The organism is Nocardia brevicatena NBRC 12119 (genome assembly GCF_000308495.1).
Lineage (GTDB): Bacteria > Actinomycetota > Actinomycetes > Mycobacteriales > Mycobacteriaceae > Nocardia > Nocardia brevicatena.
The window spans coordinates 1-20,417 of the sequence record NZ_BAFU01000089.1 but is presented as its reverse complement, the minus strand read 5'-3'; the positions used below and the strand labels follow the sequence as shown (position 1 = coordinate 20,417).

Annotated in this window: 17 protein-coding genes and 5 pseudogenes; 14 read left to right on the top strand and 8 right to left on the bottom strand. The window is 65.6% G+C overall.

All coding sequences use genetic code 11. The features are described 5' to 3' along the window. Positions 1 to 465: pseudogene (locus ON20_RS38070) on the bottom strand (hypothetical protein); the annotation flags it as partial. Positions 466 to 692: 227 nt separating this feature from the next. Here ON20_RS38070 and ON20_RS24605 point away from each other — a divergent pair. Next, a complete protein-coding gene (locus ON20_RS24605) occupies positions 693 to 1,364 on the top strand; it encodes a phosphatase PAP2 family protein (RefSeq protein WP_083865200.1) in 672 nt (223 codons plus the stop codon). Here ON20_RS24605 and ON20_RS24600 read toward each other — a convergent pair. After that, positions 1,361 to 2,338, bottom strand: a complete 978-nt coding sequence (locus ON20_RS24600) for a diacylglycerol/lipid kinase family protein (RefSeq protein ID WP_245547458.1) — start codon at positions 2,336 to 2,338, stop codon at positions 1,361 to 1,363. The genes ON20_RS24605 and ON20_RS24600 overlap by 4 nt on opposite strands. 832 nt (positions 2,339 to 3,170) lie before the next feature. Here ON20_RS24600 and ON20_RS24595 point away from each other — a divergent pair. Further along, the gene (locus tag ON20_RS24595) at positions 3,171 to 3,476 is read left to right on the top strand and encodes a DUF308 domain-containing protein (RefSeq protein ID WP_157228979.1); all 306 of its coding nucleotides are present in this window, start codon (positions 3,171 to 3,173) and stop codon (positions 3,474 to 3,476) included. 276 nt (positions 3,477 to 3,752) lie between these two features. Next, positions 3,753 to 4,178 carry a hypothetical protein gene (locus ON20_RS24590; protein WP_040839078.1) on the top strand — a complete coding sequence of 142 codons (426 nt, stop codon included), beginning with the start codon at positions 3,753 to 3,755 and terminating at the stop codon, positions 4,176 to 4,178. A 192-nt stretch (positions 4,179 to 4,370) separates the two neighbouring features. On the opposite strand, the gene ON20_RS38065 is transcribed toward ON20_RS24590, so the two are convergent. Together ON20_RS38065 and ON20_RS24580 are read right to left on the bottom strand one after the other, a co-directional pair. After that, positions 4,371 to 4,655: a hypothetical protein gene (locus ON20_RS38065; RefSeq protein ID WP_218002601.1), complete on the bottom strand. Its 285-nt coding sequence runs from the start codon at positions 4,653 to 4,655 to the stop codon at positions 4,371 to 4,373. 392 nt (positions 4,656 to 5,047) lie between these two features. After that, the gene (locus ON20_RS24580; RefSeq protein WP_051163240.1) at positions 5,048 to 5,431 is read right to left on the bottom strand and encodes an ATP dependent DNA ligase; all 384 of its coding nucleotides are present in this window, start codon (positions 5,429 to 5,431) and stop codon (positions 5,048 to 5,050) included. An 80-nt stretch (positions 5,432 to 5,511) separates the two neighbouring features. Between ON20_RS24580 and ON20_RS41085 the strand changes: the two are divergent. Continuing rightward, positions 5,512 to 5,625, top strand: a pseudogene (locus ON20_RS41085) (sigma-70 family RNA polymerase sigma factor); the annotation flags it as partial. 201 nt (positions 5,626 to 5,826) lie between these two features. Here ON20_RS41085 and ON20_RS24575 read toward each other — a convergent pair. The 4 genes and pseudogenes from ON20_RS24575 to ON20_RS24560 form a co-directional block, all read right to left on the bottom strand. Beyond that, positions 5,827 to 6,906 (bottom strand): annotated as a pseudogene (locus ON20_RS24575) (DUF2254 domain-containing protein); the annotation flags it as partial. 396 nt (positions 6,907 to 7,302) lie between these two features. Then, positions 7,303 to 7,716, bottom strand: a complete 414-nt coding sequence (locus tag ON20_RS24570; RefSeq protein WP_040839076.1) for a GlcG/HbpS family heme-binding protein — start codon at positions 7,714 to 7,716, stop codon at positions 7,303 to 7,305. Further along, positions 7,713 to 8,273, bottom strand: a complete 561-nt coding sequence (locus ON20_RS24565) for a DJ-1/PfpI family protein (RefSeq protein WP_040839073.1) — start codon at positions 8,271 to 8,273, stop codon at positions 7,713 to 7,715. The genes ON20_RS24570 and ON20_RS24565 overlap by 4 nt, the downstream gene beginning before the upstream one ends. A gap of 28 nt (positions 8,274 to 8,301) precedes the next feature. Then, positions 8,302 to 9,561 (bottom strand): glutathione-independent formaldehyde dehydrogenase, encoded by a 1,260-nt coding sequence (locus ON20_RS24560; RefSeq protein ID WP_245547457.1) that lies wholly within the window; start codon positions 9,559 to 9,561, stop codon positions 8,302 to 8,304. Positions 9,562 to 10,509: 948 nt separating this feature from the next. On the opposite strand from ON20_RS24560, the pseudogene ON20_RS24555 reads away from it, so the two are divergent. The 10 genes and pseudogenes from ON20_RS24555 to ON20_RS24515 all read left to right on the top strand — a co-directional run bounded on the left by ON20_RS24555 (position 10,510) and on the right by ON20_RS24515 (position 20,185). Then, a pseudogene (locus ON20_RS24555) lies at positions 10,510 to 11,012 on the top strand (general stress protein). 3 nt (positions 11,013 to 11,015) lie between these two features. Continuing rightward, positions 11,016 to 12,899: a molecular chaperone DnaK gene (gene dnaK, locus ON20_RS24550; RefSeq protein WP_040839071.1), complete on the top strand. Its 1,884-nt coding sequence runs from the start codon at positions 11,016 to 11,018 to the stop codon at positions 12,897 to 12,899. A gap of 8 nt (positions 12,900 to 12,907) precedes the next feature. Next, on the top strand, positions 12,908 to 13,447 hold the full coding sequence (locus ON20_RS24545; protein ID WP_040839067.1) for a nucleotide exchange factor GrpE: 540 nt from the start codon (positions 12,908 to 12,910) through the stop codon (positions 13,445 to 13,447). Between the two features lie 6 nt (positions 13,448 to 13,453). Beyond that, positions 13,454 to 14,359, top strand: coding sequence for a DnaJ C-terminal domain-containing protein (locus tag ON20_RS24540; RefSeq protein WP_040839065.1), 906 nt, complete (start codon positions 13,454 to 13,456; stop codon positions 14,357 to 14,359). Next, positions 14,356 to 14,684: pseudogene (locus ON20_RS24535) on the top strand (chaperone modulator CbpM). The gene ON20_RS24540 and the pseudogene ON20_RS24535 overlap by 4 nt, the downstream one beginning before the upstream one ends. Further along, a complete protein-coding gene (gene clpB / locus ON20_RS24530; RefSeq protein WP_040839062.1) occupies positions 14,666 to 17,299 on the top strand; it encodes an ATP-dependent chaperone ClpB in 2,634 nt (877 codons plus the stop codon). The pseudogene ON20_RS24535 and the gene clpB overlap by 19 nt, the downstream one beginning before the upstream one ends. Before the next feature lie 14 nt (positions 17,300 to 17,313). Beyond that, complete coding sequence (gene trxA, locus ON20_RS24525) at positions 17,314 to 17,766, top strand: thioredoxin (RefSeq protein ID WP_040839059.1); 453 nt, start codon at positions 17,314 to 17,316, stop codon at positions 17,764 to 17,766. Beyond that, positions 17,763 to 18,029 (top strand): UBP-type zinc finger domain-containing protein, encoded by a 267-nt coding sequence (locus ON20_RS34815; protein WP_083865197.1) that lies wholly within the window; start codon positions 17,763 to 17,765, stop codon positions 18,027 to 18,029. The genes trxA and ON20_RS34815 overlap by 4 nt, the downstream gene beginning before the upstream one ends. Continuing rightward, a complete protein-coding gene (locus ON20_RS24520) occupies positions 18,007 to 19,731 on the top strand; it encodes an FAD-dependent oxidoreductase (protein WP_040839057.1) in 1,725 nt (574 codons plus the stop codon). Before ON20_RS34815 ends, ON20_RS24520 begins: the two co-directional genes overlap by 23 nt. A gap of 13 nt (positions 19,732 to 19,744) precedes the next feature. Next, positions 19,745 to 20,185, top strand: a complete 441-nt coding sequence (locus ON20_RS24515; protein ID WP_174361933.1) for a DUF1931 family protein — start codon at positions 19,745 to 19,747, stop codon at positions 20,183 to 20,185. The last annotated feature ends 232 nt before the right edge of the window (positions 20,186 to 20,417 follow it).

Here is a 20,417-nt window from a genome sequence, read left to right as displayed (position 1 = left end):
TCCCCGGGTGCAATCGTCGATGGCGGTGTACTGGTAGTAGCGCTTACGGCGGTGCGGTCCGGTGGTGATCGGCTCGATGAACTCGACGTCGATCTGCACGTGATGGCCCGGCCGCTGCTTCTCGTAGCGTTTCCACCGCTGCTTGTGACGTTTGTAGCGTTGCGAAGCCGGCAACCGATTCATACCCGGCCGTTTGAGGATGCGCCACACCGCGGACTGGCTGATTGACACATCGTGGTAGCTCTGCAGGTACACGACCGTCACGCGGCCCGCTGTGGCTGGAGCGTGTACGCCAGTGACGACAGCTGCGGTCTGTCCGTCGAGCCACGTTTGCGCGTCGACCTTGCGAGCGAATCGCTTTGTGCGTTCGTTGCCCGCGCCGTCGACGAGCACGCCTGCGCGAGCAGCGTCACTCCGGACGCGGCGGCGACGGGTAGTCGGCAGCGGCTTGCCGTTGGGCAGCATCAGCCCGGTGCTGTCGCCGACGGCGAATACGCCTGGCGCCGCGGCGGCGGGCGGCGGGATCGACCGGGATCCGGCCGACCGGACCGAGATCCGTCGGGGCCACCGCTGCCGCCGGAGCGTACGGCGGGACGACGGCGAGCAGGTCGTGCAGTCCGCAGCCTCGCCGATAGAACTGGCCGACAGAGGCGCCACCTCGGTTGGCCGGCTCCACTACCTATGATCGCCGTATGTCGGAGCGGATCGACAAGCAGCAGACGGTCGAGGACGCCCTTGCAAGAAGGGTCGAGGACCGGCGGGGTGCGGGGTTTCGGTGGGCGGAGGCGTTGCGCGAGCTGGGGGCGGTCGACCGAGCGGCGTACCAAGCCGTGGCGGTGACTCCCACGCCTCAGTTGGACGATGCCTTTCGCCGACTCTCGAAGGCTGCGAACTACTCACGTCTGTGGCTTGGCATCGCTGCGGTGATCGCCACCCTCGGAGGTAGACGTGGACGCCAAGTGGCGCTCGAGGGTGTGCTCGCGATCGGTGCAACGTCCGCAACCGTGAATCTCGGCATCAAGCCTTTTGCCCATCGGCGACGTCCGGAGCGACCTGGCCCGGACACGTTTGAAGCCCGTCTTGTTCCCATGCCGGAGTCCGCGTCTTTCCCATCCGGTCACGCCGCCTCGGCTTTTGCGTTCGCCTATACGGTGGGCCGACACTACCCGGCGCTGGCAGTGCCGATCCGGTTGCTCGCCAGTGGGGTGGCCTATTCGAGGGTTCACACCGGCGTGCACTACCCCGGTGACGTGGTGCTCGGCTCTGTCCTCGGAGCCGGAACGTCAGCCATGGTGGCGGGCGTACGTGACCGCAAGTATCGGTCGCCAGGGCGGGAAGGCGTCGTACCGGGCCGACTACTCTAATTCCGCCCGGCGGACGGCCGGGGAAGGCTCCTCGGTGGCCTTGCGGGTCGGATGCGGGCGGAGGGCGAGGCGCCAGGATGTCGGGACGAGATGCGCACGCGAAGCACTGCCGGGCGAATGGCGAACTCGAGCGGTGTACTCAGCACCACTGGCTCACCGTCGATACCCGCGTGCACGGGCGCGGGGGCGAAGATCTCAAAGTCCGTTGTGCCCCAAGCGCGCCCTGGAGGATGCCGCCTACTATCCGGTGCGTCGAGAATGACGATGCCCAGAAGCCCGCTATCGAGCGAGGGGCGAGTGCCGAGGACAGGAGGACCCAATGCATAGGGGTTGTTCGACACCAGCACAACGGCGAGCTGAGCGTGCTGCCGTCCTACGTCGTCGACGAGGCGCAGCGCCGGTGTCCTTGCACTGGGGCCGACCACCCGCTCGACCGTCTCCACGAGGGTGCGCACCTTGGCGGCGCGATAGGCCGGATGGCGGACCGCCTCACCATAGATCCCGAGGGAGACGTTGTTCACGAATACGCGGCCGTTCACTTCTGCCAGGTCGATCCGCCGCTCTACCCCATCGGTGAACGCGTCGAGCGCGCCCGCCACGTCCTGCCGGTCCACTCCGAGGTCGAGCGCGAAGTGATTACGTGTCCCGGCCGGAACGCAGATGAACGGCACCCCATGCGCGGCGGCGGCCGCTGCCACGACCGCAAGGGACCCGTCGCCACCAGCCATCCCCAGCGCGTCCGTGCCCTGCCTCACCGCCTCGTCGACGTGCTCCATGAGGCTTTGGCCCGGAGCGAGAATGACCACCTCGATCCCGCGATCTCGTGCCCTTTCGGCAACCCTCTCACGGCTCGCCGCCCCATCGCCCGATCTTGGGTTGACAAACAACACCGGCCGTAGAGGCGGGTCGGTTGCGCTCCAGCCATAGCGGGCCAATCTCTGCTCAGACGGGCCACTACGCGGCCGGGGAACCATGGGGAAGGTCATGACGCTGTCCCCCGGCAGCCACCAGCTACCGATGCCGATCTCATTTCGCCCTCGTAGACCCCACTGGTCGGGTTCCGTGGAGGACTGTTGGCCGCTCGTCGACATCGGACGTCAAGGCCGCATTGGCGGGTTGCTGACCCGGACACCAGCTAATCTTACGTCTCGGGCCCACGGCGACGCGATATCGTCCAGGCAAAGGGGACGGAGGGCTCCCTTTGCGTGCGCCGCTTCCTCGGGTCTCAAGGCCAGGGGTCAGGTTCCGTGTGACGGACAGCGCACGCAGGCCCATCCGTCAGGGCTCTTCTGCACTCTCATGGGCCCAGCGATGTCCGTCGTCGGACGATAAACCTGCGGCTGATGGGCAGGGATTCCAACCGAGAGATCACCTCGGGGACCAACTCGGGCAAGACTCCTTCATAAGGAGCTGATGGCCGGGTGACTAGGTTCGGGTCTGTCGAAAGGTACGAACTGCCGCGTATCATGAACAGTGGCAAGCGTCCAGCGACCTGATTCGGCTCGACCTACGGGATGGAGGAGTCGATGGCCGGCCCGCAGGCTCAGTCGCTACACACCGAATCACCGCCGACTGACTCGGCGCAAGGTTTCGCACTCCGTGCGGGTCTGGCGCGGCTCGTGCGTCCATGGTGGGTCTTTCTCCTGACCGGGATCGCCTGGCTGATCGTCGCTATGGTGGTGTTGCGCTTTACCACGACTTCAGTGGTCGCCATCGGGGTCCTCATGGGAGTGGTCTTCCTCGGGGCGAGGGTGAACGAGTTCCTGATTGCGTCGCTGTGGTCCCCCCGGCGGCGCACGCGTGCTGATGGGTATCCTATTTCTCGCCGGCGCGATGTGGGCGCTCATCAGCCCGCTCGACGCATTCTGGGCTGTGGCGTCCGCCCTTGGCGTGCTTTTCATCCTGCAGGGGGCTCTCGTTCTGATCACGTCCATCGAGTCCAGGGTCGTGAACAGTGTCTGGTGGCTCGGGGTGGTCGCCGGCGCCCTCGAGATTCTCATCGGTTTCTGGTCCTCGCAGCAGGTGATCTCGTCGCGGGCAGCGCTGCTGATCTTGTACGTCGGTTTCCTGGCGCTCTTCCAGGGGATGACAGAGATCGTGGTCGCGTTCTAGTTGAAAGGCGTGCAGAAGGACCGTTTCGCCGCAGCGACCGGTGGGCCCGCCCAATGCGACCGAAGCCAGATCTTATCGTGACCCCTGCAGACCCAGGCAACCCGATTCACGGGTGGTCTAGGGTCCCCCTCTCCCCAGCTGACGTGAGGAGAGGGGCCAGTCTTCGATGCCCACTCGCCGATCCCCTCATCAGGTTGGACCCTTGGGCAGGCTCCCGCTGCCAGCGTCAGCGGGCTCAGATACACACCGTACGGTCAGTAGAGAGGAGCAGCCAGAATGGCTCTGTCAGACGCACTAGCGGCCATGTCCGCAAAAGCCAAGGATGCAGAGGACGACTTCCACGCCGCGCAGACGTCCCAGCAACCCAAGTTGGAAGAGCAAGTCGCAAGAGCACGGGCCTCGGCCCAGAAGCGCAACGATAAACTCCGGGCCCGCGCCGACCAGGCCACGTCGGATGCCTCGTCGTGGTGGCGCGACGTCCAGCAGCAGTGGGACAGACAGGTCCAGCAGATCCGGTCCAACATCGAAGCGAAACACGAAGAGCAGGACGCCAAGAGGGCGTCCGTCCGGGCCGACCTGGCCGAGGACGACGCCGCGTTTGCCATCGACATCGCCATGGCCGCCATCGAGGAGGCGGACTACGCTGTACTCGAAGCGGTTCTCCGGCGCGAGAAGGCGAACGAACTTGCCGCGGCGCACTGAGCGCACCAGGTAGGGCAGCGGATTCGTTTGCACGCTCGGCGAACCGCTGGCGAACCGCTCACCGAGCTGTTCGGGTCGGCAGAAATGCGGCCTCGAACGGGCGGCCGGGCATTGGAACGGAACCGCTGCCTCCAGCACCACGATCAGCCCTACTCCAGCACCTCAGCAGCCCGACAGGCTGCATAACCACTGTCACCTCATCATGCAGCAGCCCCGATCGAGTGCAAGTTCGCTGCGTTGGGGTACTTCGCGTTGAACGGCACCGACCATCGAAGCCACGCCGAGCAGGATGCCGCGATCGGTGCCTACATCCGCCGGCGCAATCAGCGGTGCGGACCGGTTCGTGATTTCGCGTCGGGTCGAGAATCCGGCATCCGGATTACCTACCCAACGTTGCTTGACGCCGCACTGGGCTGACCTGGCGTCGTCCCAGGACACCCACTGCAGGACGCTGAGCGCGACGTGCCCATTGACCACCGGTGGAGAGTAATCCAGCACCGCGCCCAGACAGCGATCCGAACCCTGCCCCTTGCCTCGCCCCGCCAGCCGCTCTGCCCAACTGACAGAAGAGCGTCGACGTATCCGCGACGCCGCCCAGCGCCTACTGGCCGGCGCACCGCACCGCAGCAACGGCACCTCACCATCTCCACCCTCGCCACCGAGGCCGCGCTGTCTCGGCAACGGCTCTACGAACACCCCCCGAACTCGTCGCCGAATTCAAAGCCAAAACCGGCTACGCGCCTGCCTTCGCGAATGCGGTTGCCCTGCAACAACAACTGTCCGATGCACACGACCGGATCCGGGCACTCGAGGACCGCGAACGCGAACACCTCGACCAGATCAAACTCTCTGCGCGGTCATCACCGAGCTCACCCACAAAACCCAAGCCAGCAACCTGCTGCTGCCGCGGCGGGTGCCCGCGCATCGAGCGGGCTGGTCTCGCGGGTGATCTGATCCAGGGCGTTGCGGAGGGTCCGGCGGGCCGCGAAGCTGAATCCAGTGCCGACGCAACCGGTGCATCGCAAGCTGCCCTGGCTGTCGTGGCCGGCTACGACCAGTGAGCCGAAAAACCGCGTGTTGGCGCCTGATCCCGGCGTCCAGCCCACGACCACAGCGTCGGTGGTGCGGCGCAGCGGTCTTTTGATCCACCGCGACGAGCGGCGGCCTGGTTCATAGACGGAGTCCACGTGTTTGCTGACGATGCCCTCCAAGCTGGCGTCCTGCGCGGCTTGCAGCAATCGGTCGGCGCTCACGTCGGTGATCCACCGCGGTGGGCGAGGATGCCGGAGAGGGAGAGGAACTCCGATCATGAGCGAGGCAACGACCACAACACGCTGACCTCGACCAACTCTGGCGCCGCTTCTCCGACGACCTGCGGGCATTCATCGCCCGCCGTGTCTCCCGCTCGGAAGACGCCGACGACATCCTGTCGATCATGTTCCTGCGCCGGCGCGCTTGGTCGCCGCCTCGGACTCCGCTGCGAGGTCGGCGCCCGAACCGATGCCCTGCTGATCGGCGACCAGCGCCGCACGTCGGTGCGCTGGTCGTCATAACTGCGGTGTACGGCGGCGACGAGCACGTCCAGCTGCCGCTCGAGCGGTGGGTGCCGCTCGGGTGGTGCGACTGTCAGGAGGTCTTCCAGTGCGGCGCGTAACCGGCGCGATGCCTGGGGGGAGGCGGCTCCGGCGAGGCAGAGCTCGTCGAACGCGAGCCGGACGTAGCCCGCCCAGCTGAGCGTGCGCTCGATGAGCCGAACCTCGCCGCCGGCGTCGTGGTGCCGGCCGGAGGGGAAGTCGCGGTTGGCGAGCTGCCGCAGGCAGTCGTGCAGGCGGTCGATCACCATCACGGCGGTGGTCGGGTCGGTGAACGGTTGGGCCAGACCACGCTCGGCAATGTCGACCAGCTTGCGGAAGCCGTACGCCGGGTCATCGCCGTGGGTCCGCTCCGCGGCGAGGACGACGAGGCCTGCGACGCGGGCGTGGTCGAGACGGACGGGATCGCCGTGCACGCGGAACAGCGGCGCACCTGCCGGTACGAAGTCGCCCATCAGGGGGACCATCTCCACCACGCAGCCGGCCTCGGACGCTACTGCGACCAGCGCGGGACGATCCAGGTCGATAACGAGCCCCGGTTCGGGCGAGACCACGACATCAGGCTGGGCGGGCGGCGGCCCCTTCGCTGGGTACTTGCGATTCAGCTGCTCGTGCAGATGATCGCCGACCAGGTCGATCAGGCCCGAGGCGCGCAGCGCGTTTCCCGAATAGTGGATGTAGAGGAACAACGCGGCGATGCTGGCCAGCATCAGCAGGTAGGCCACCGACACGGTCAGGCCTGGCACCGCACCCTCGCCCACGGCGTTGACCTCGCGGAGCGCGAGGATCGCGAAGATGAACGTCGAGGCGAACAGCCCGTAGGCCAGCTGGCCGCTGCGGTCCTGGAGCAACGCCCGCACGATGCGCGGTGAGAACTGGCCCATCGCGAGCTGGACGGCCACCGTCGTCACCGTGAGTACGAGCGTGGTCAGGGTGACCATCGCGGCGGCGATGGTGCTGAGGATGTTGGACACCGCGTCCGCCGAGCCCGTTATCGTCACCGGGATCAGCCGATCGCCGAACTGCCGATCGACCGCCACGGTCACGAACGACAGCCCGATCGAGGCCAGCACGCATAGCAACGGCGTGATCCACAGGCTGGACCGCAGCCGATGACGGAATCGCAGGCACACCATCAAACGCCTTTCTCCGCCGGCCGTGACCGAAACTTGCGGTGCGGCACCCCGGCGGGCAGCGGGGCCGCTTTGTCAGGTACCGAAAGACCGGTGGGCGAGCCGCTGGGGGATATGTCCGATAGCGATCACCCTCTCCGGCCGAGCCGCGCTGCTGATCGTGCGGCGATCTGCTCGACGCCGCAGTAGCCCCGGACCGCGACGACATCTCCGGGCTGCACCTGGCCCAGGGCGGCGCCAATTCAGCAGGTGGGCACGGCATGGGGGGTGAACACGGCGGGTCACGCCAGCGCCGCACATCGATCGGACTGTCACGTCGACCCCTACAACGTTATCGGCGAGTGTTTCCACTGCTCTCGGGGCTATCCGCGACGGCGCCCTGTCGACGTAGTTCACTGCTCACATCGCCGTTGAGGCTGCTTCGGCGACAGCCTTGTCCTGCTCTCCGGTGCCGCCGCTGACGCCGACCGCCCCGACGACCTGGCCGTTGCGCCGCAGCGGCACACCGCCGGCGAAGATCATGATGCGCCCACCGTTGGAGGTATGTATCCCGTAGAACTGCTCGCCCGGACCCGCATCGGCCGCGAGGTCCTCGGTCGAGATGTCCAGCGCTCGGGCGGTGAATGCCTTGTTGATCGAGATGTCGATGCTGGCGATCCATGCGCCGTCCATCCGCACATGGGCTACGAGGTTGCCGCCGGCATCGACCACCGCAATATTCGACGGCGACTCGATCTCGGCGGCTTTGGCCTGCCCGGCGGCAATCACCCGCTGCGCATCGTCGAGGGATACTGAGGTCTGGTTCATTGTCATGACGCACCTGTCCCGGTCTTCGCGAACTGCTCGACGACGGCCTGACAGAACGCGGAGAGGTCATCGGGCGACCCACTCGAGATCAGGTTGCCGTAGATCACGACCTCCTCGTCGACGACGTCGGCCCCGGCGCTGCGCAGGTCGGCCCGCGGACTCGGGCATGGGGTGAGCGTTCTGCCTTTGGCCACACCGGCCTCGACGAGGGTCCAGGGGCCGTGGCAGATTGCCCCGACCGGCTTTCGGGAGCCGATGAAGTCGCGCACGAACGACACCGCCGCTTCCGCGATTCGCAGGTTGTCCGGGTTCATCGTGCCGCCCCGCAGCAGCAAAGTATCGTAGTCATCGACTGCGGCATCGGATACGGTCCGGTCTACGGTGAACGTGGCGGCCACGGCGAGACCGTTGTTGCGTGCCTGGAGTACGCCGGTCTGCGGCGACAGCGGCACCGTGTGCCCACCGGCTCGTTGCACAGCGTCGCGGGGTCGGTCGAGTTCGACTCTTTCGATCCCGTCGGCAGCCGGTCTCGCGATCTGCTTGCCCTGCAGTGCATTTGCCATCGTTGCGCTCCTCTCGGTCCGGGCCGCCTCACGGATGCATTACGACCTTGGTCCATCCGTCGTCGCGGGCATCGAAATGCTGGTAGCCGGACTCGGCCTCAGCCAGCGGGAGTTCGTGAGAGACGATCCACGACGGTTTGGCCCGGCCTTCATGGATCAGGTCACGAAGCTGGCGGTTGTAGTGCTTGACATTGGCCTGCCCGGTTCCGACCTTTTGACCCTTGAACCAGAACTTGCCCATGTCGAAGGCGATCTTGCCCTTCTTCTCCAGCTTGTCGGGCGCGTTGGGGTCTTGTGGCAAGAAGATGCCCACCACGCCGATGTGCCCGGTGAACCGCACCGAGTCGACCAGCCGGTTCATGGTCATCGCCGAATCCTCATTTCCCTGCGGGTCATGGGCCTGATAGCCGACGCACTCACAACCCTTGTCGGCGCCGTGCCCGTTGGTCTGCTCCAGCACTTGCTCGACCGGGTCGCCCTTCGAGTCGTCGATCGGTATGACACCGATCTGCTCGGCCAGGCGCAACCGGTCTGGATGCCGGTCCACTATCATCACCTTGCTCGCGCCCTGGATCATCGCCGAATATGCCGCCATCAAGCCCACCGGGCCGGCCCCGTAGACCACCATCGAATCGCCAGGCTGCATATCGGCCAGACGGGTGCAGTGCCAACCGGTCGGGAAAATGTCCGACAGCATCACATAGTCGTTTTCTTTGTCCTGGGCATCCTCAGGCAGCCGCAGACAGTTGAAGTCGCCGAACGGCACCCGCAAATACTCGGCCTGTCCGCCCCAGAACGGTCCCATCCCGGCGAAACCATACGCGGCGCCCGCCATCTTCGGATCCGGATGCACCGTCAGGCAGAACGCGGTCAACCCTTCCTCGCAGTTTCGGCAGAAACCGCAACCAATGTTGAACGGCAGGCACACCCGGTCCCCGGCGGTGACCTTTACCACCGCATTGCCCACCTCGGCGACGATCCCCAGGTTCTCGTGACCAAGGACCATCCCGGGTTCCAGATCGGTGCGGCCCTCATACATGTGTAGATCCGACCCGCAAATGTTGGTGCTGGTGATCTTTACCAGCACATCGGTCGGCTGCTCAATCCTCGCATCGGGCACATCCTTCACATGAACCTCACGCGGCCCGTCGTACACAAGCGCTTTCATCTCGATACTCCCTGGCATGCGGCGTTCCCGGTTGACGCCCGGCGGCCACAGGCGGTTACGTGTGAGCGACAGACCGAACGAACCGTTCTGCTGGGGCAGCCGACGCGACAGCGCACGCAACGGAAGAACACACCAAAACTAAGGCACACCAGCAAGTTTCGCGTCATGGACAACAAGCGGTGGGTGCATTCCAGGCGTCGCGTTCTCTCCACCCTGGAGTCTCCTCTTTCGGCTCCGTGATCGCTAGGGGGTTGAGATTGGTCTCATTGATTTGTGGGCTCGGGCGGACTGGAACAGCCCGCCTGCAAGCTCGACAGAACTCGCGTCACCACCCGACCGCGAACTTTGGCACGCGAGTCCGCCGAACCTGTCGGATTCTTGGTGCGCAACGACGAGGTGAGCGCAGCCTGATGGTCACCGGGCCGCCACCGAAGTTCCGCGCAACTCGGGACATCCTCCGCGACCACCATGCTCACCAGGCCAAAGCAACTCAAATCGGCGTGGGGGTTTGGTCCGGGGTTGGTGCCCGGGTGGGCGTAGGAGCACAGCATGTGTCCGATGGGGCGTCTCAGGCGTCGGGGGCGGCCTCGCCAGGTGGTGTCGACGACACCGGCGTTGGCCATGCAGCAAGATGACGATGCCTCGTCGGTGAAGTCTTCGTGCAGGTGGCCGCTGTTGCCGGCGCGAGCGGGCATGGAGCCGTGACTTCCGGTGCTTCCGTGACTACACTGTGGGGCGTAGTTGGCTTCCTACCTTCGACTTGCTGGGACCTTGTCACACCGCTCAGCAGTCCCGATCTTTCGTGTCGGAGTTCTAATCGTGGAAGCACCGGAGTAGCGGCTGATGCCCGGAGTGCGCGCACCGGCCGCCTCGAGCGGGTTCCGGCACTCCTATACCCCAGCCGGGTGTGGACGCCACCGCCTCCCGTTCTGTCGACGCCTACAGGCGGATGAAGAACTTTCAGCGGTTGAGCCGTCCGTGAGTTCAAGCGGTTGACCGACCGGCCAGACGCCGAACTGGTTCGCGTCGGCTCGGCGAACACCGAATCATCGACGCCCAGGGGGCGTGATGTCAGAGTCCAATCGTGGAACCTCGCCGATACGTCCGAACCAACCTGCCCACCAGGTAATGGCAACGTTCGACAACTACGCCGACGCTGAAAGCGCCGGCGACTACCTCTCCGACCAGCATTTCACGGTCGACAAACTGGCTATCGTCGGACGCGACATCGAGCTGGTCGAGCAGGTCGTCGGCCGATTGAACTACGGCTGGGCCGCTCTGCGAGGCGCCGCCGCGGGCGCGCTGACGGCGCACTGTTCGGCTGGATCTTCGGATTACTCGACTGGGTCCGGCCGCTGCTCACAGGCCTCATGCTCGCCTGCTACGGGCTGGTGTTCGGCGCTGTTGTCGGCGCCCTGCTCGGCCTACTCATGTACGCGTTGCAGGGCGGCCGGCGCGACTTCACCTCAATCCAGTCATTACAACCACGTCACTACGAAGTCCTCGCCGACGTCGAGGTCGCGGACGAAGCCGTTCGCCTGCTCACCGGCCGGACCGATCGAAAGGAATGAGTCATGGCGACCGCTGTAGGTATCGACCTGGGCACCACGAACTCGGTCATCGCAAGCTGGCAAGGCGGCGAGCCGGGGGTGATCTCCAATGCCGAGGGAGCGCGGACGACGCCGTCGGTGGTGGCCTTCACCGAGAGCGGGGAGCGGCTGGTGGGTCAGCTCGCCCGACGGCAGGCGATCTTGAATCCGAAGGGCACAATATACTCCGCGAAACGCTTCATCGGACGTCACTACGACGAGGTCTCCGAGGAGGCCAAAGCGGTCAGTTTCGACGTCGTACCGGGTGACAACGGTGAGGCTCGATTCGACGTGCGGGGCAAGAAGTACGCGCCGGAGGAGATCAGTGCCCTCGTGCTACGCAAGCTCGTCGACGACGCGAGCAAGTTCCTCGGTGAGAAGGTCAAAGAAGCGGTCATCACCGTTCCCGCGTACTTCAACGACGCGCAGCGCAACGCCACCAAAGACGCCGGCCGGATCGCAGGCCTCGAGGTTTTGCGGATCATCAACGAGCCGACCGCCGCGGCACTGGCATACGGCATGGACAAGCAGACCCACGAGACCGTACTGGTCTTCGACCTCGGCGGCGGCACCTTCGATGTGAGCCTGCTCGACGTCGGCGAGGGAGTGGTCGAGGTTCGTGCCACGGCCGGCGACTCCCACCTCGGCGGCGACGACTTCGACCGACGTCTGGTGGACTACCTCGCCGACGAATTCCAACGGGCGGAGAACATCGATCTGCGCAAGGATGCCCAGGCGTTGCAGCGCCTCTTCGAGGCAGCAGAGAAAGCCAAGGTCGAGCTGTCCTCGGTGACACAGGCCCAGGTCAACCTGCCCTTCGTCACCGCTGACGCGAACGGTCCCAAGCACCTCACCACCACGATCATGCGATCGAAGTTCGAGGATCTGACGGCGGATCTGGTGGAACGCTGCCTCGGCCCGGTGAAGCAGGCGATGAGTGACGCCAAGGTCACCGCCAACGACATCGACGAGGTGATTCTGGTCGGTGGTTCGACACGTATTCCGGCGGTGCAGGCGCTGGTTCGCCGGCTCACCGGCGGCAAGGACCCCAACATGAGTGTCAACCCGGACGAGGTCGTGGCGCTCGGTGCCGCAGTCCAGGCGGGCGTGCTCAAGGGCGAGGTCTCCGATGTGCTGTTGCTCGATGTCACCCCGCTGTCCCTCGGCGTCGAGACCCAGGGCGGGGTGATGACCAAGATCATCGAGCGCAACACGACGATCCCGGTCCGGCGCAGTGAAGTGTTCGCCACCGCGGAAGACAATCAGCCCGCAGTGGATGTCGTGGTCCTGCAGGGCGAACGCGAACGGGCCGCCGACAACCGGGTGCTCGGTCGGTTCCGGCTGGAAGACATCCGCCCCGCACCCCGTGGCGAGGCCCAAGTCGAAGTCACGTTCGACATCGACGCCAACGGCATCCTCAACGTCACCGCCCGCGACAAGGACACCGGTAAGGAGCAGAGCATCACGATCAGCGAGCAGGGCAACCTCGACCAGAGTGAGGTCGAGCGCATGCTCGCGGAGGCCGAACGGAACCGGGCCGAGGATGAGACGCTGCGCAAGGCGGTCGACGCGCGCAACGCGCTGGATTCGGTTGCCTATCAAGTGGAACGGCGACTCGCCGAACTCGGTGACAGTGCCCCACCGCACGACAGGGCACGCGCTGAGATGCTGATCGCCGATGCCAGGAAAGCCGTGAAAGACAATGCTCCCCCCGCGGAGGTAGAGCCACTCACCTCGGAGCTGCAGCAGCTGCTCTACGGGCTCGCACCGGTCCAGTCCGGCGGCGGAGACGGACACCGGGCAGGCGGCGGAGAGGCTGCGTCGTCGGATGACGACGACGTGATCGACGCCGAATTCGATCGAAGCTGAGGCACACGATGGAAAGGTCTGCAGATCATTCGACTACCGAGTCGACTACCGAGTCGACTACCGAGTCGGCTACCGACGGGGGTCAGACCGAGACGGCGTCGGATCGCACCGACACGGGGACCGAGCTGGCTCAACTCGAGGACCGCTGGCGCAGGGCCCTTGCAGATCTGGACAACCTGCGCAAGCGGTTTGCCAAGGATCTGGACCGTGCCCGCGCCGCGGAGGTGGCGAAGGTTTCCGCTGCGTGGCTCCCGGTGCTGGACAATTTGGAGCTCGCGCTGGCCCATGCGGGCAGCGATCCCCAGGCCGTCGTCGAGGGCGTGAAGGCGATCCGGGACCAGGCGGTGCAGGTGCTGGCGCAGTTCGGCTTCGAGCGCCACGACGAGGTCGGTGTGCCGTTCTCCCCGGAGCTACACGAAGTGGTCAGCGTGGTGGCCCAACCCGAGCTTCCCTCCGGGACCGTGATCGAGGTCTTGCGCCCGGGCTATGGAGAGGACGGTCGGCAGTTGCGTCCCGCCGCGGTGGTCGTCAGCCGACCCGAGGGGTGAGCACGGATGGCGCGTGACTACTACGAAGCGCTCGGTGTCCCGCGCGGTGCCGGCGCCGACGAAATCCAGCAGGCGTACCGCAAGCTGGCGCGCAAGTATCACCCCGACGTGAACAAGGACCCCACTGCGGAGGACAAGTTCAAGGAGGTCAACGAGGCCTACCAGGTGTTGTCCGATCCGGACACCCGGAAACGCTACGACCGATTCGGTGAGGACTTCCGGCGTGTGCCCGAGGACTACGACGAACGGGTCCGGGCCGGCACCGGTGGGTACGGCGGCGGGGGCAGAAGGGTGCACTTCGGTCAAGGTTTCGGTGGCGAGGGCGCCGTCGACTTCGAGGACCTCTTCGGGCGGATGTTCGGCGGTGCCGGCGGGTACGGGCCGATTCCCGGCGCCGATCAGGAAGCGGAACTGGAACTGACTCTGGAACAGGCGTATCGGGGCGGCAAACGCACACTCAGACTCGACGGACGCCAGTACGACGTCGACATTCCCACCGGTGTCCTGGACGGCCAGAGAATCCGGCTGGCCGGGCAAGGCGGGCGAAGCAACGGTGACGCGCCGCCCGGGGATCTGTACCTCGTGGTGCGGATCAAGCCGCATTCCCGCTTCCGGATACAGGGCCGCGACATCTACGTGGACCTGCCCGTATCGCCATGGGAGGCGGTGCTCGGGTCGACCGTCGTCGTTCCCACCCCGGGTGGCGAGGCGAAAGTCAAAGTGGTACCGGGCTCGTCGACGGGAAGGAAGCTGCGGCTGCGCGGAGAAGGAATGCCCAATCCGCGTGGCGCCAACGGCAACCTCTACGCCGAGATCAAGGTGATGGTGCCGTCGAAACCGACAGCACGCGAACGTGAGCTGTTCGAGCAGTTGGCCACCGAATCGAACTTCGATCCGAGGAAAGAGACATGAGCACCCCGACCCCGGTCACCCGGTACGTATTGGTTCGCCGTCCCGGATTGTCGCCAGATGTCTTCGCCGAACGTACCGGGCTGCACCCGGACCTGGCACGAAGGCTTGTGGCGCTCGGCCTGCTCGACGCCCACCGAGACGCCGGCGGCGAGATGTCTTTCCAACCATCCGAAGTGGCCCATGCCGCCCGTATCCAACGGCTGCGGACCGGTCTGGGCCTGAACTACTCGGCAATCGGGCTCGTACTCGATCTGCTGGATCGAATCGAGAAACTCGAAGCAGCTTCCCGCGGAAGGAGGACATCCCATGGACACCGGCAGCCTGACTGAAAGGTCACGAGAGGCCCTGCAGGAAGCCCAGAATGTAGCGACCAGAATGAGTCACACCGAGGTCGATGGAGAGCACCTGCTGCTCGCGTTGGTCGATCAGCGGGAAGGGCTGGTACCCCGACTACTCGAGCAGGCCAGCGCCAACGTCGATGCCCTGCGATCCGATCTGGAACGTGAACTGTCGCGTAGGCCGAAGGTCAGCGGCCCTGGCGCGGCGCCCGGTCAGGTGATGATCACCCAGCGCCTGGCCAAGCTGCTCGACGCCGCGGAACGGGAGGCGAAACGACTCAAGGATTCCTACGTGTCGGTGGAGCATCTCGTGATGGCCCTCTCCGAGGAGGGGTCGGCCACTGCGGCAGGCAGGGTCCTCGCCAGTCATGGGGTCACGCGAGAGTCCTTCCTCACCGCCTTGACCACCGTGCGCGGCCACCAGCGTGTCACATCGGCGACCCCGGAGGGGGCCTACGAGGCGCTGGAGAAGTACGGACGCGATCTCGTCTCCGAGGCCCGGGCAGGCAACCTCGATCCGGTCATCGGCCGAGATGCCGAGATCCGCAGGGTAACGCAGATCCTGAGCCGGAAGACGAAGAACAATCCGGTGCTGATCGGCGACCCCGGCGTCGGTAAGACCGCGATCGTCGAGGGCCTCGCCCAGCGGATCGTCCGCGGCGACGTGCCCGAGGGCCTGCGCGACAAGACGATCTTCTCGCTCGACATGGGTTCCCTGGTGGCCGGCGCGAAGTACCGCGGCGAGTTCGAGGAGCGACTGCAGGCGGTGCTGTCGGAGGTGAAGGCGGCAGAGGGGCGCATCCTGTTGTTCGTCGACGAGCTACATACCGTTGTGGGCGCGGGATCGGTCGGCGGCGACGGGTCTCTCGACGCCGGCAACATGCTCAAGCCGATGCTCGCCCGCGGCGAACTACACATGATCGGCGCCACCACTCTCGACGAATATCGCAAGCACATCGAATCCGATGCGGCACTGGAGCGCCGCTTCCAGACCGTTCTCGTCGACGAGCCCAGCGTCGAGGATGCGATCTCGATTCTGCGCGGACTTCGGGAACGCCTCGAGGTGTTTCACGGCGTGAAGATCAAGGACGGCGCCCTGGTTGCCGCCGTGACCCTCTCGCACCGGTACATCACCGACCGCTTCCTTCCGGACAAGGCGATCGACCTGGTCGATGAGGCATGCGCTCGGCAGCGCACCGAAATCGACTCGATGCCCGCCGAACTCGACGAGCTCACCCGGAAAGTGACCCGGCTGGAGATCGAAGAGGCCGCGCTGTCCAAGGAAACGGACGCGGCCAGCAAGGCGCGCCACGAAGAACTGCGCAAGGAGCTGGCCGACCTACGGGCCGAGGCCGACGCCAGGCACGCTCAGTGGGAGGCCGAGCGGCAGGCGATCCGGCGGGTGCAGGAGCTGCGGGGAGAGCTGGAACGGTTGCGCCACGAGGCCGAGGAGGCCGAGCGCAACTACGACCTCAACCGGGCCGCCGAGTTGCGATACGGCGAGATCACCGAGCTGGAGCGCAGACTCAGGGCGGCGGAGGAGCAACTGGCCACCAGGCAGGGCCGGAATCCGTTGCTGCATGAAGTGGTCAGCGAAGACGAGATCGCAGAGATCGTGGCCGCATGGACGGGTATCCCGGTTGCCCGGCTGCAGGAAGGCGAGCGGGAGAAGCTGTTGAAGCTCGACGAGATTTTGCACGAGAGGGTCGTCGGTCAGGACGAGGCGGTGCAACTGGTCGCAGACGCGGTGATCCGGGCGAGGTCGGGTATCCGTGACCCACGCCGGCCGATCGGTTCGTTCATCTTCCTGGGCCCGACGGGCGTAGGAAAGACCGAGCTCGCAAAGACGCTGGCCAGTGCCCTCTTCGACAGCAAAGACAACATGGTGCGCTTGGACATGAGCGAGTACCAGGAGCGGCACACGGTGAGCAGGCTCATCGGTGCGCCTCCCGGGTACGTCGGCTACGACGAGGGCGGCCAGCTCACCGAGGCGGTACGCCGCAAGCCGTACTCCGTCGTGCTCTTCGACGAGATCGAGAAGGCCCACGCCGACGTCTTCAATACCCTGCTGCAGGTGCTCGATGACGGCCGGATCACCGATTCTCAAGGCAGGCAGGTCGATTTCCGGAACACGGTGATCATCATGACCTCCAACATCGGATCCCTGTATCTCCTCGAGGGAGTCACAGCCGATGGCGAGATCAAACCGGATGCCCGGGAGCGGGTGCTGGCGGAGCTGCGCGGGCACTTCCGCCCCGAATTCCTCAACCGGGTCGACGACATCGTGTTGTTCACCCCGCTCACGCTGCCCCAGATCGAGCACATCGTCGAGCTACAACTCACCGATCTTCACAACAGATTGTCGGAGCGGCAGATACACCTGGATATCACGCCGGAAGCGCGCCGGCTCATCGCCGAACACGGTTTCGACCCGGTCTACGGCGCGCGGCCGCTGCGGCGGTACATCGCCCACGAGGTCGAGACCAGGATAGGTCGTGCGCTGTTGCGCGGCGAGATCGAACCGGGTGGCACCATCCGTGTCACGGTGGCCGGCGGCGAGCTCGCCGTCGCGTATGCGGAACCCGCCGTCGCGGCGGCCTGAGAAGAGGTGTCGTCATGGGATCCGAAAAGGTGAAGTGCCCGAACTGCGGCAAGGTCAACAAGGTGGCGGTGGCCGGGGAAGGAAGACCACGCTGCGGGAACTGCCACGAGCCGCTGCCCTGGATCGCCTCGGCAGGGGACGACGACTTCGCGGAGGTCGCCGAGAAATCCTCGGTGCCTGTGCTCGTCGACCTCTGGGCGACGTGGTGCGGCCCGTGCCGCATGGTCAGTCCGGCGCTCGAGCAGCTCGCCAGGGAACGTGCGGGTCGAATCAAGCTGGTGAAGATCGACGTGGATGCTGCGCCCAGGATGGCCGAACGGTTCACCGTCCGCGCCGTACCGACTCTGCTGGTGATCGACCGAGGCGAGATCCTGGCTCGTCAGGCGGGCGCCGCTCCGGTACCACAACTGCGCACTTGGCTCGACCAGGCGCTCTCGGAAAAGGCAGGCAAGGAGGCGAAGCCATGACTTCTGTCCATGTTGACCCACACGTGACCGCGATCCGGCCCGTCGTACCCCGGACTCCGCAGGGCTGCGAGGAATGTCTTCGCCTCGGCACCCCGTGGGTACATCTGAGGCTGTGCCTGACGTGCGGACACGTCGGTTGCTGCGACTCCTCGCCGGGCAAGCACGCGAGCGCGCACGCTCACGCCATCGGCCATCCGATCGTCCAGTCGATGGAGCCAGGTGAAGATTGGCGCTGGTGTTATGTCGACCAGAACTTCGTCTGAGGACGCCGCTCCCGCACCCGACATTCCGCCGCTCGACGAGACTCCGGATGAACTCGGAGCATTCCCGCGGCTGACGGACGACCAGGTCGCGACACTCGAAGTCGGTGGCACGCGTCGAGCGGTTCGCGCCGGTGAGGTGCTGATCCGAGAGGGCGAACCCAGCAACGACTTCTTCGTCATCCTCTCGGGCAAGGTCGCGATCATCGACGAGGGCGACGGAGACGGTGAACGCCGGATACTGCGCGTGCATGGTCCCGGCCGATTCCTCGGCGAGCTCGGTTTGCTGGAAGGCCAGGTGGCGTTCTTCACCGCCGAGGCGATCGAGGACGGCGAGATACTCGTCGTCCCGGCCGACCGGGTGCGCGAGCTGGTTTCCCACGATCCCGTGCTCAGCGATCTGATCCTGCGCGCTTACCTGGTGCGGCGGCACCTGCTGATCGGGCTCGGTTCGGGATTCCGGATCATCGGCTCCTGCTATTCACCGGATACGTTGCGGCTTCGGCAGTTCGCCATGCGAAACCGATTGCCCCACAGGTGGATCGATGTGGAGCAGGATGAACGGGCGGAGCAGCTGCTGCGCAGCCTGGACGTCGCCCCCGAGGACACCCCCGTCGTGATCTGGCACGGCGAGAAGGTGCTGCGCAATCCCACGAATGCGGAACTCGCCCGCATCGTCGGGCTTCCGGTCCCGGACTCGGTCCGGGACGCAGCCCAGGACGTGTGCGACCTCGTCGTGGTGGGTGCGGGACCGGCCGGTCTGGCCACGTCCGTGTACGGCGCCTCGGACGGGTTGAACACGGTGACACTGGAGTCGTTCGCCGCAGGCGGCCAGGCCAGTACCTCCTCCCGGATCGAGAACTACCTCGGCTTCCAAGTAGGGATCTCCGGCGCCGAATTGGCGGAGCGAGCCGTGATCCAGGCCGGCAAGTTCGGCGCCCGCATCCTGGTGTCGGCGGAGGTGACCGGTGTGGGGTCCGAGGACGGCCACCACGTGCTCCGGCTGGCGGACGGCGGCACGGTTCGCGGCCGGGCCGTCGTGCTCGCCACCGGGGCGCGATACCGCAAGTTGGCGGTCCCGGGAATCGAGGTACTGGAGGGGACGAGCGTGTACTACGCCGCAACCCATCAGGAAGCGCGGATGTGCGGCACCGACCCGGTGGCCATCGTCGGCGGCGGCAACTCCGCCGGACAGGCCACTGTTTTTCTCGCGGACCGTGTCTCCCACGTGCACCTGCTCATCCGCGGCGGTGACCTCGGAAAGAGCATGTCCCGGTACCTCGTCGACCAGATCGAGCGCCATCCGCGCGTGACCGTCCACCGGAATACCGAGATTCGCGAGGTCCACGGTGAGAAGTACCTCGACCAGATTGTGGTCGAGAACAATCACACGGGCGAACATGACACCCTCCGGGTACACGCCCTGTTCATCTTCATCGGGGCGGTGCCGCACACCGGATGGCTGGCCGACACGATCGCACTCGACGACCACGGCTTCGTCCTCACGGGCGTGGACGCGGTCCACGCCCGTGAGGACGGCAACCAGTGGATCGGCGACCGGCCGTCGAGGACGCTCGAAACAAACTTGCCCGGCCTGTTCGCTGCCGGTGACGTCCGCACCGGCTCCGTGAAACGGGTCGCCTCCGCTGTCGGTGAGGGAGCGATGGCGGTTCGCCAAATCCATGAATACTTCGACAGGAGCTGACGACATGCCAGTGATGGGTACCGTGAAATTCCAGCAACTGTTCCGAGCAGCGGCCGGCCTGCAAGTCGACCGGAACGACCTCAAGCGCTATACGGATTTCGTCGACGACAAGATCTACGACCTGATCCTCATCGGCAAGTCCTCGGCAAAGGCAAACCTGAGGGACGTGATCGAACCATGGGACCTGCCGATCACCAAGGGGCTGCAGGAGAGCATCCACCGGTTCGAGAAACTGGACCAGGAGATCGAACTACAGTCTGTGCTCGATCAACTGACGGCCCGGCCGCCGTTGGACATGGCCCTCTCCGAGGCGACCGAGCAGCGACTGCCGCTGATTGCCGGAGGCTTGAGCGTGGCGCTGGCGCACACACTCGTCACGATCGAGCCGAACCGTAAGAACCCCGGGACCGCCGAATGGAACGTCGCCTTCGACATCTTCCATCTCTTGCTCTGACCACGGTCCGGCGCCCGGCGAACCAGTAGATAGCCGCTGGCCGCGACGGCCCATCCACTGCGAAATAGCCTGCGCGGCAACGTATCCCTTGAGCATGCGTTGGTAGAGCAAACAAACTCGAGCAGATTGAGTTCCGGTCGTGGTCGACCGAAACGTGTACACCGGGCAGAATTCGCGGTCCGCGCAGGAACTGGCAGAACGCCTGGTCACTGATATCGGTGCACGACACTAG

Excerpts from the sequence above, each read along its gene's own strand:
- ON20_RS24605 (WP_083865200.1), top strand. The coding sequence starts at position 693 with ATGTCGGAGCGGATCGACAAGCAGCAGACGGTCGAGGACGCCCTTGCA.
- ON20_RS24600 (WP_245547458.1), bottom strand. The coding sequence starts at position 2,338 with ATGGTTCCCCGGCCGCGTAGTGGCCCGTCTGAGCAGAGATTGGCCCGC.
- ON20_RS24595 (WP_157228979.1), top strand. The coding sequence starts at position 3,171 with ATGGGTATCCTATTTCTCGCCGGCGCGATGTGGGCGCTCATCAGCCCG.
- ON20_RS24590 (WP_040839078.1), top strand. The coding sequence starts at position 3,753 with ATGGCTCTGTCAGACGCACTAGCGGCCATGTCCGCAAAAGCCAAGGAT.
- ON20_RS24570 (WP_040839076.1), bottom strand. The coding sequence starts at position 7,716 with ATGACAATGAACCAGACCTCAGTATCCCTCGACGATGCGCAGCGGGTG.
- ON20_RS24565 (WP_040839073.1), bottom strand. The coding sequence starts at position 8,273 with ATGGCAAATGCACTGCAGGGCAAGCAGATCGCGAGACCGGCTGCCGAC.
- dnaK (WP_040839071.1), top strand. The coding sequence starts at position 11,016 with ATGGCGACCGCTGTAGGTATCGACCTGGGCACCACGAACTCGGTCATC.
- ON20_RS24545 (WP_040839067.1), top strand. The coding sequence starts at position 12,908 with ATGGAAAGGTCTGCAGATCATTCGACTACCGAGTCGACTACCGAGTCG.
- ON20_RS24540 (WP_040839065.1), top strand. The coding sequence starts at position 13,454 with ATGGCGCGTGACTACTACGAAGCGCTCGGTGTCCCGCGCGGTGCCGGC.
- clpB (WP_040839062.1), top strand. The coding sequence starts at position 14,666 with ATGGACACCGGCAGCCTGACTGAAAGGTCACGAGAGGCCCTGCAGGAA.
- trxA (WP_040839059.1), top strand. The coding sequence starts at position 17,314 with ATGGGATCCGAAAAGGTGAAGTGCCCGAACTGCGGCAAGGTCAACAAG.
- ON20_RS34815 (WP_083865197.1), top strand. The coding sequence starts at position 17,763 with ATGACTTCTGTCCATGTTGACCCACACGTGACCGCGATCCGGCCCGTC.
- ON20_RS24520 (WP_040839057.1), top strand. The coding sequence starts at position 18,007 with ATGTCGACCAGAACTTCGTCTGAGGACGCCGCTCCCGCACCCGACATT.
- ON20_RS24515 (WP_174361933.1), top strand. The coding sequence starts at position 19,745 with ATGGGTACCGTGAAATTCCAGCAACTGTTCCGAGCAGCGGCCGGCCTG.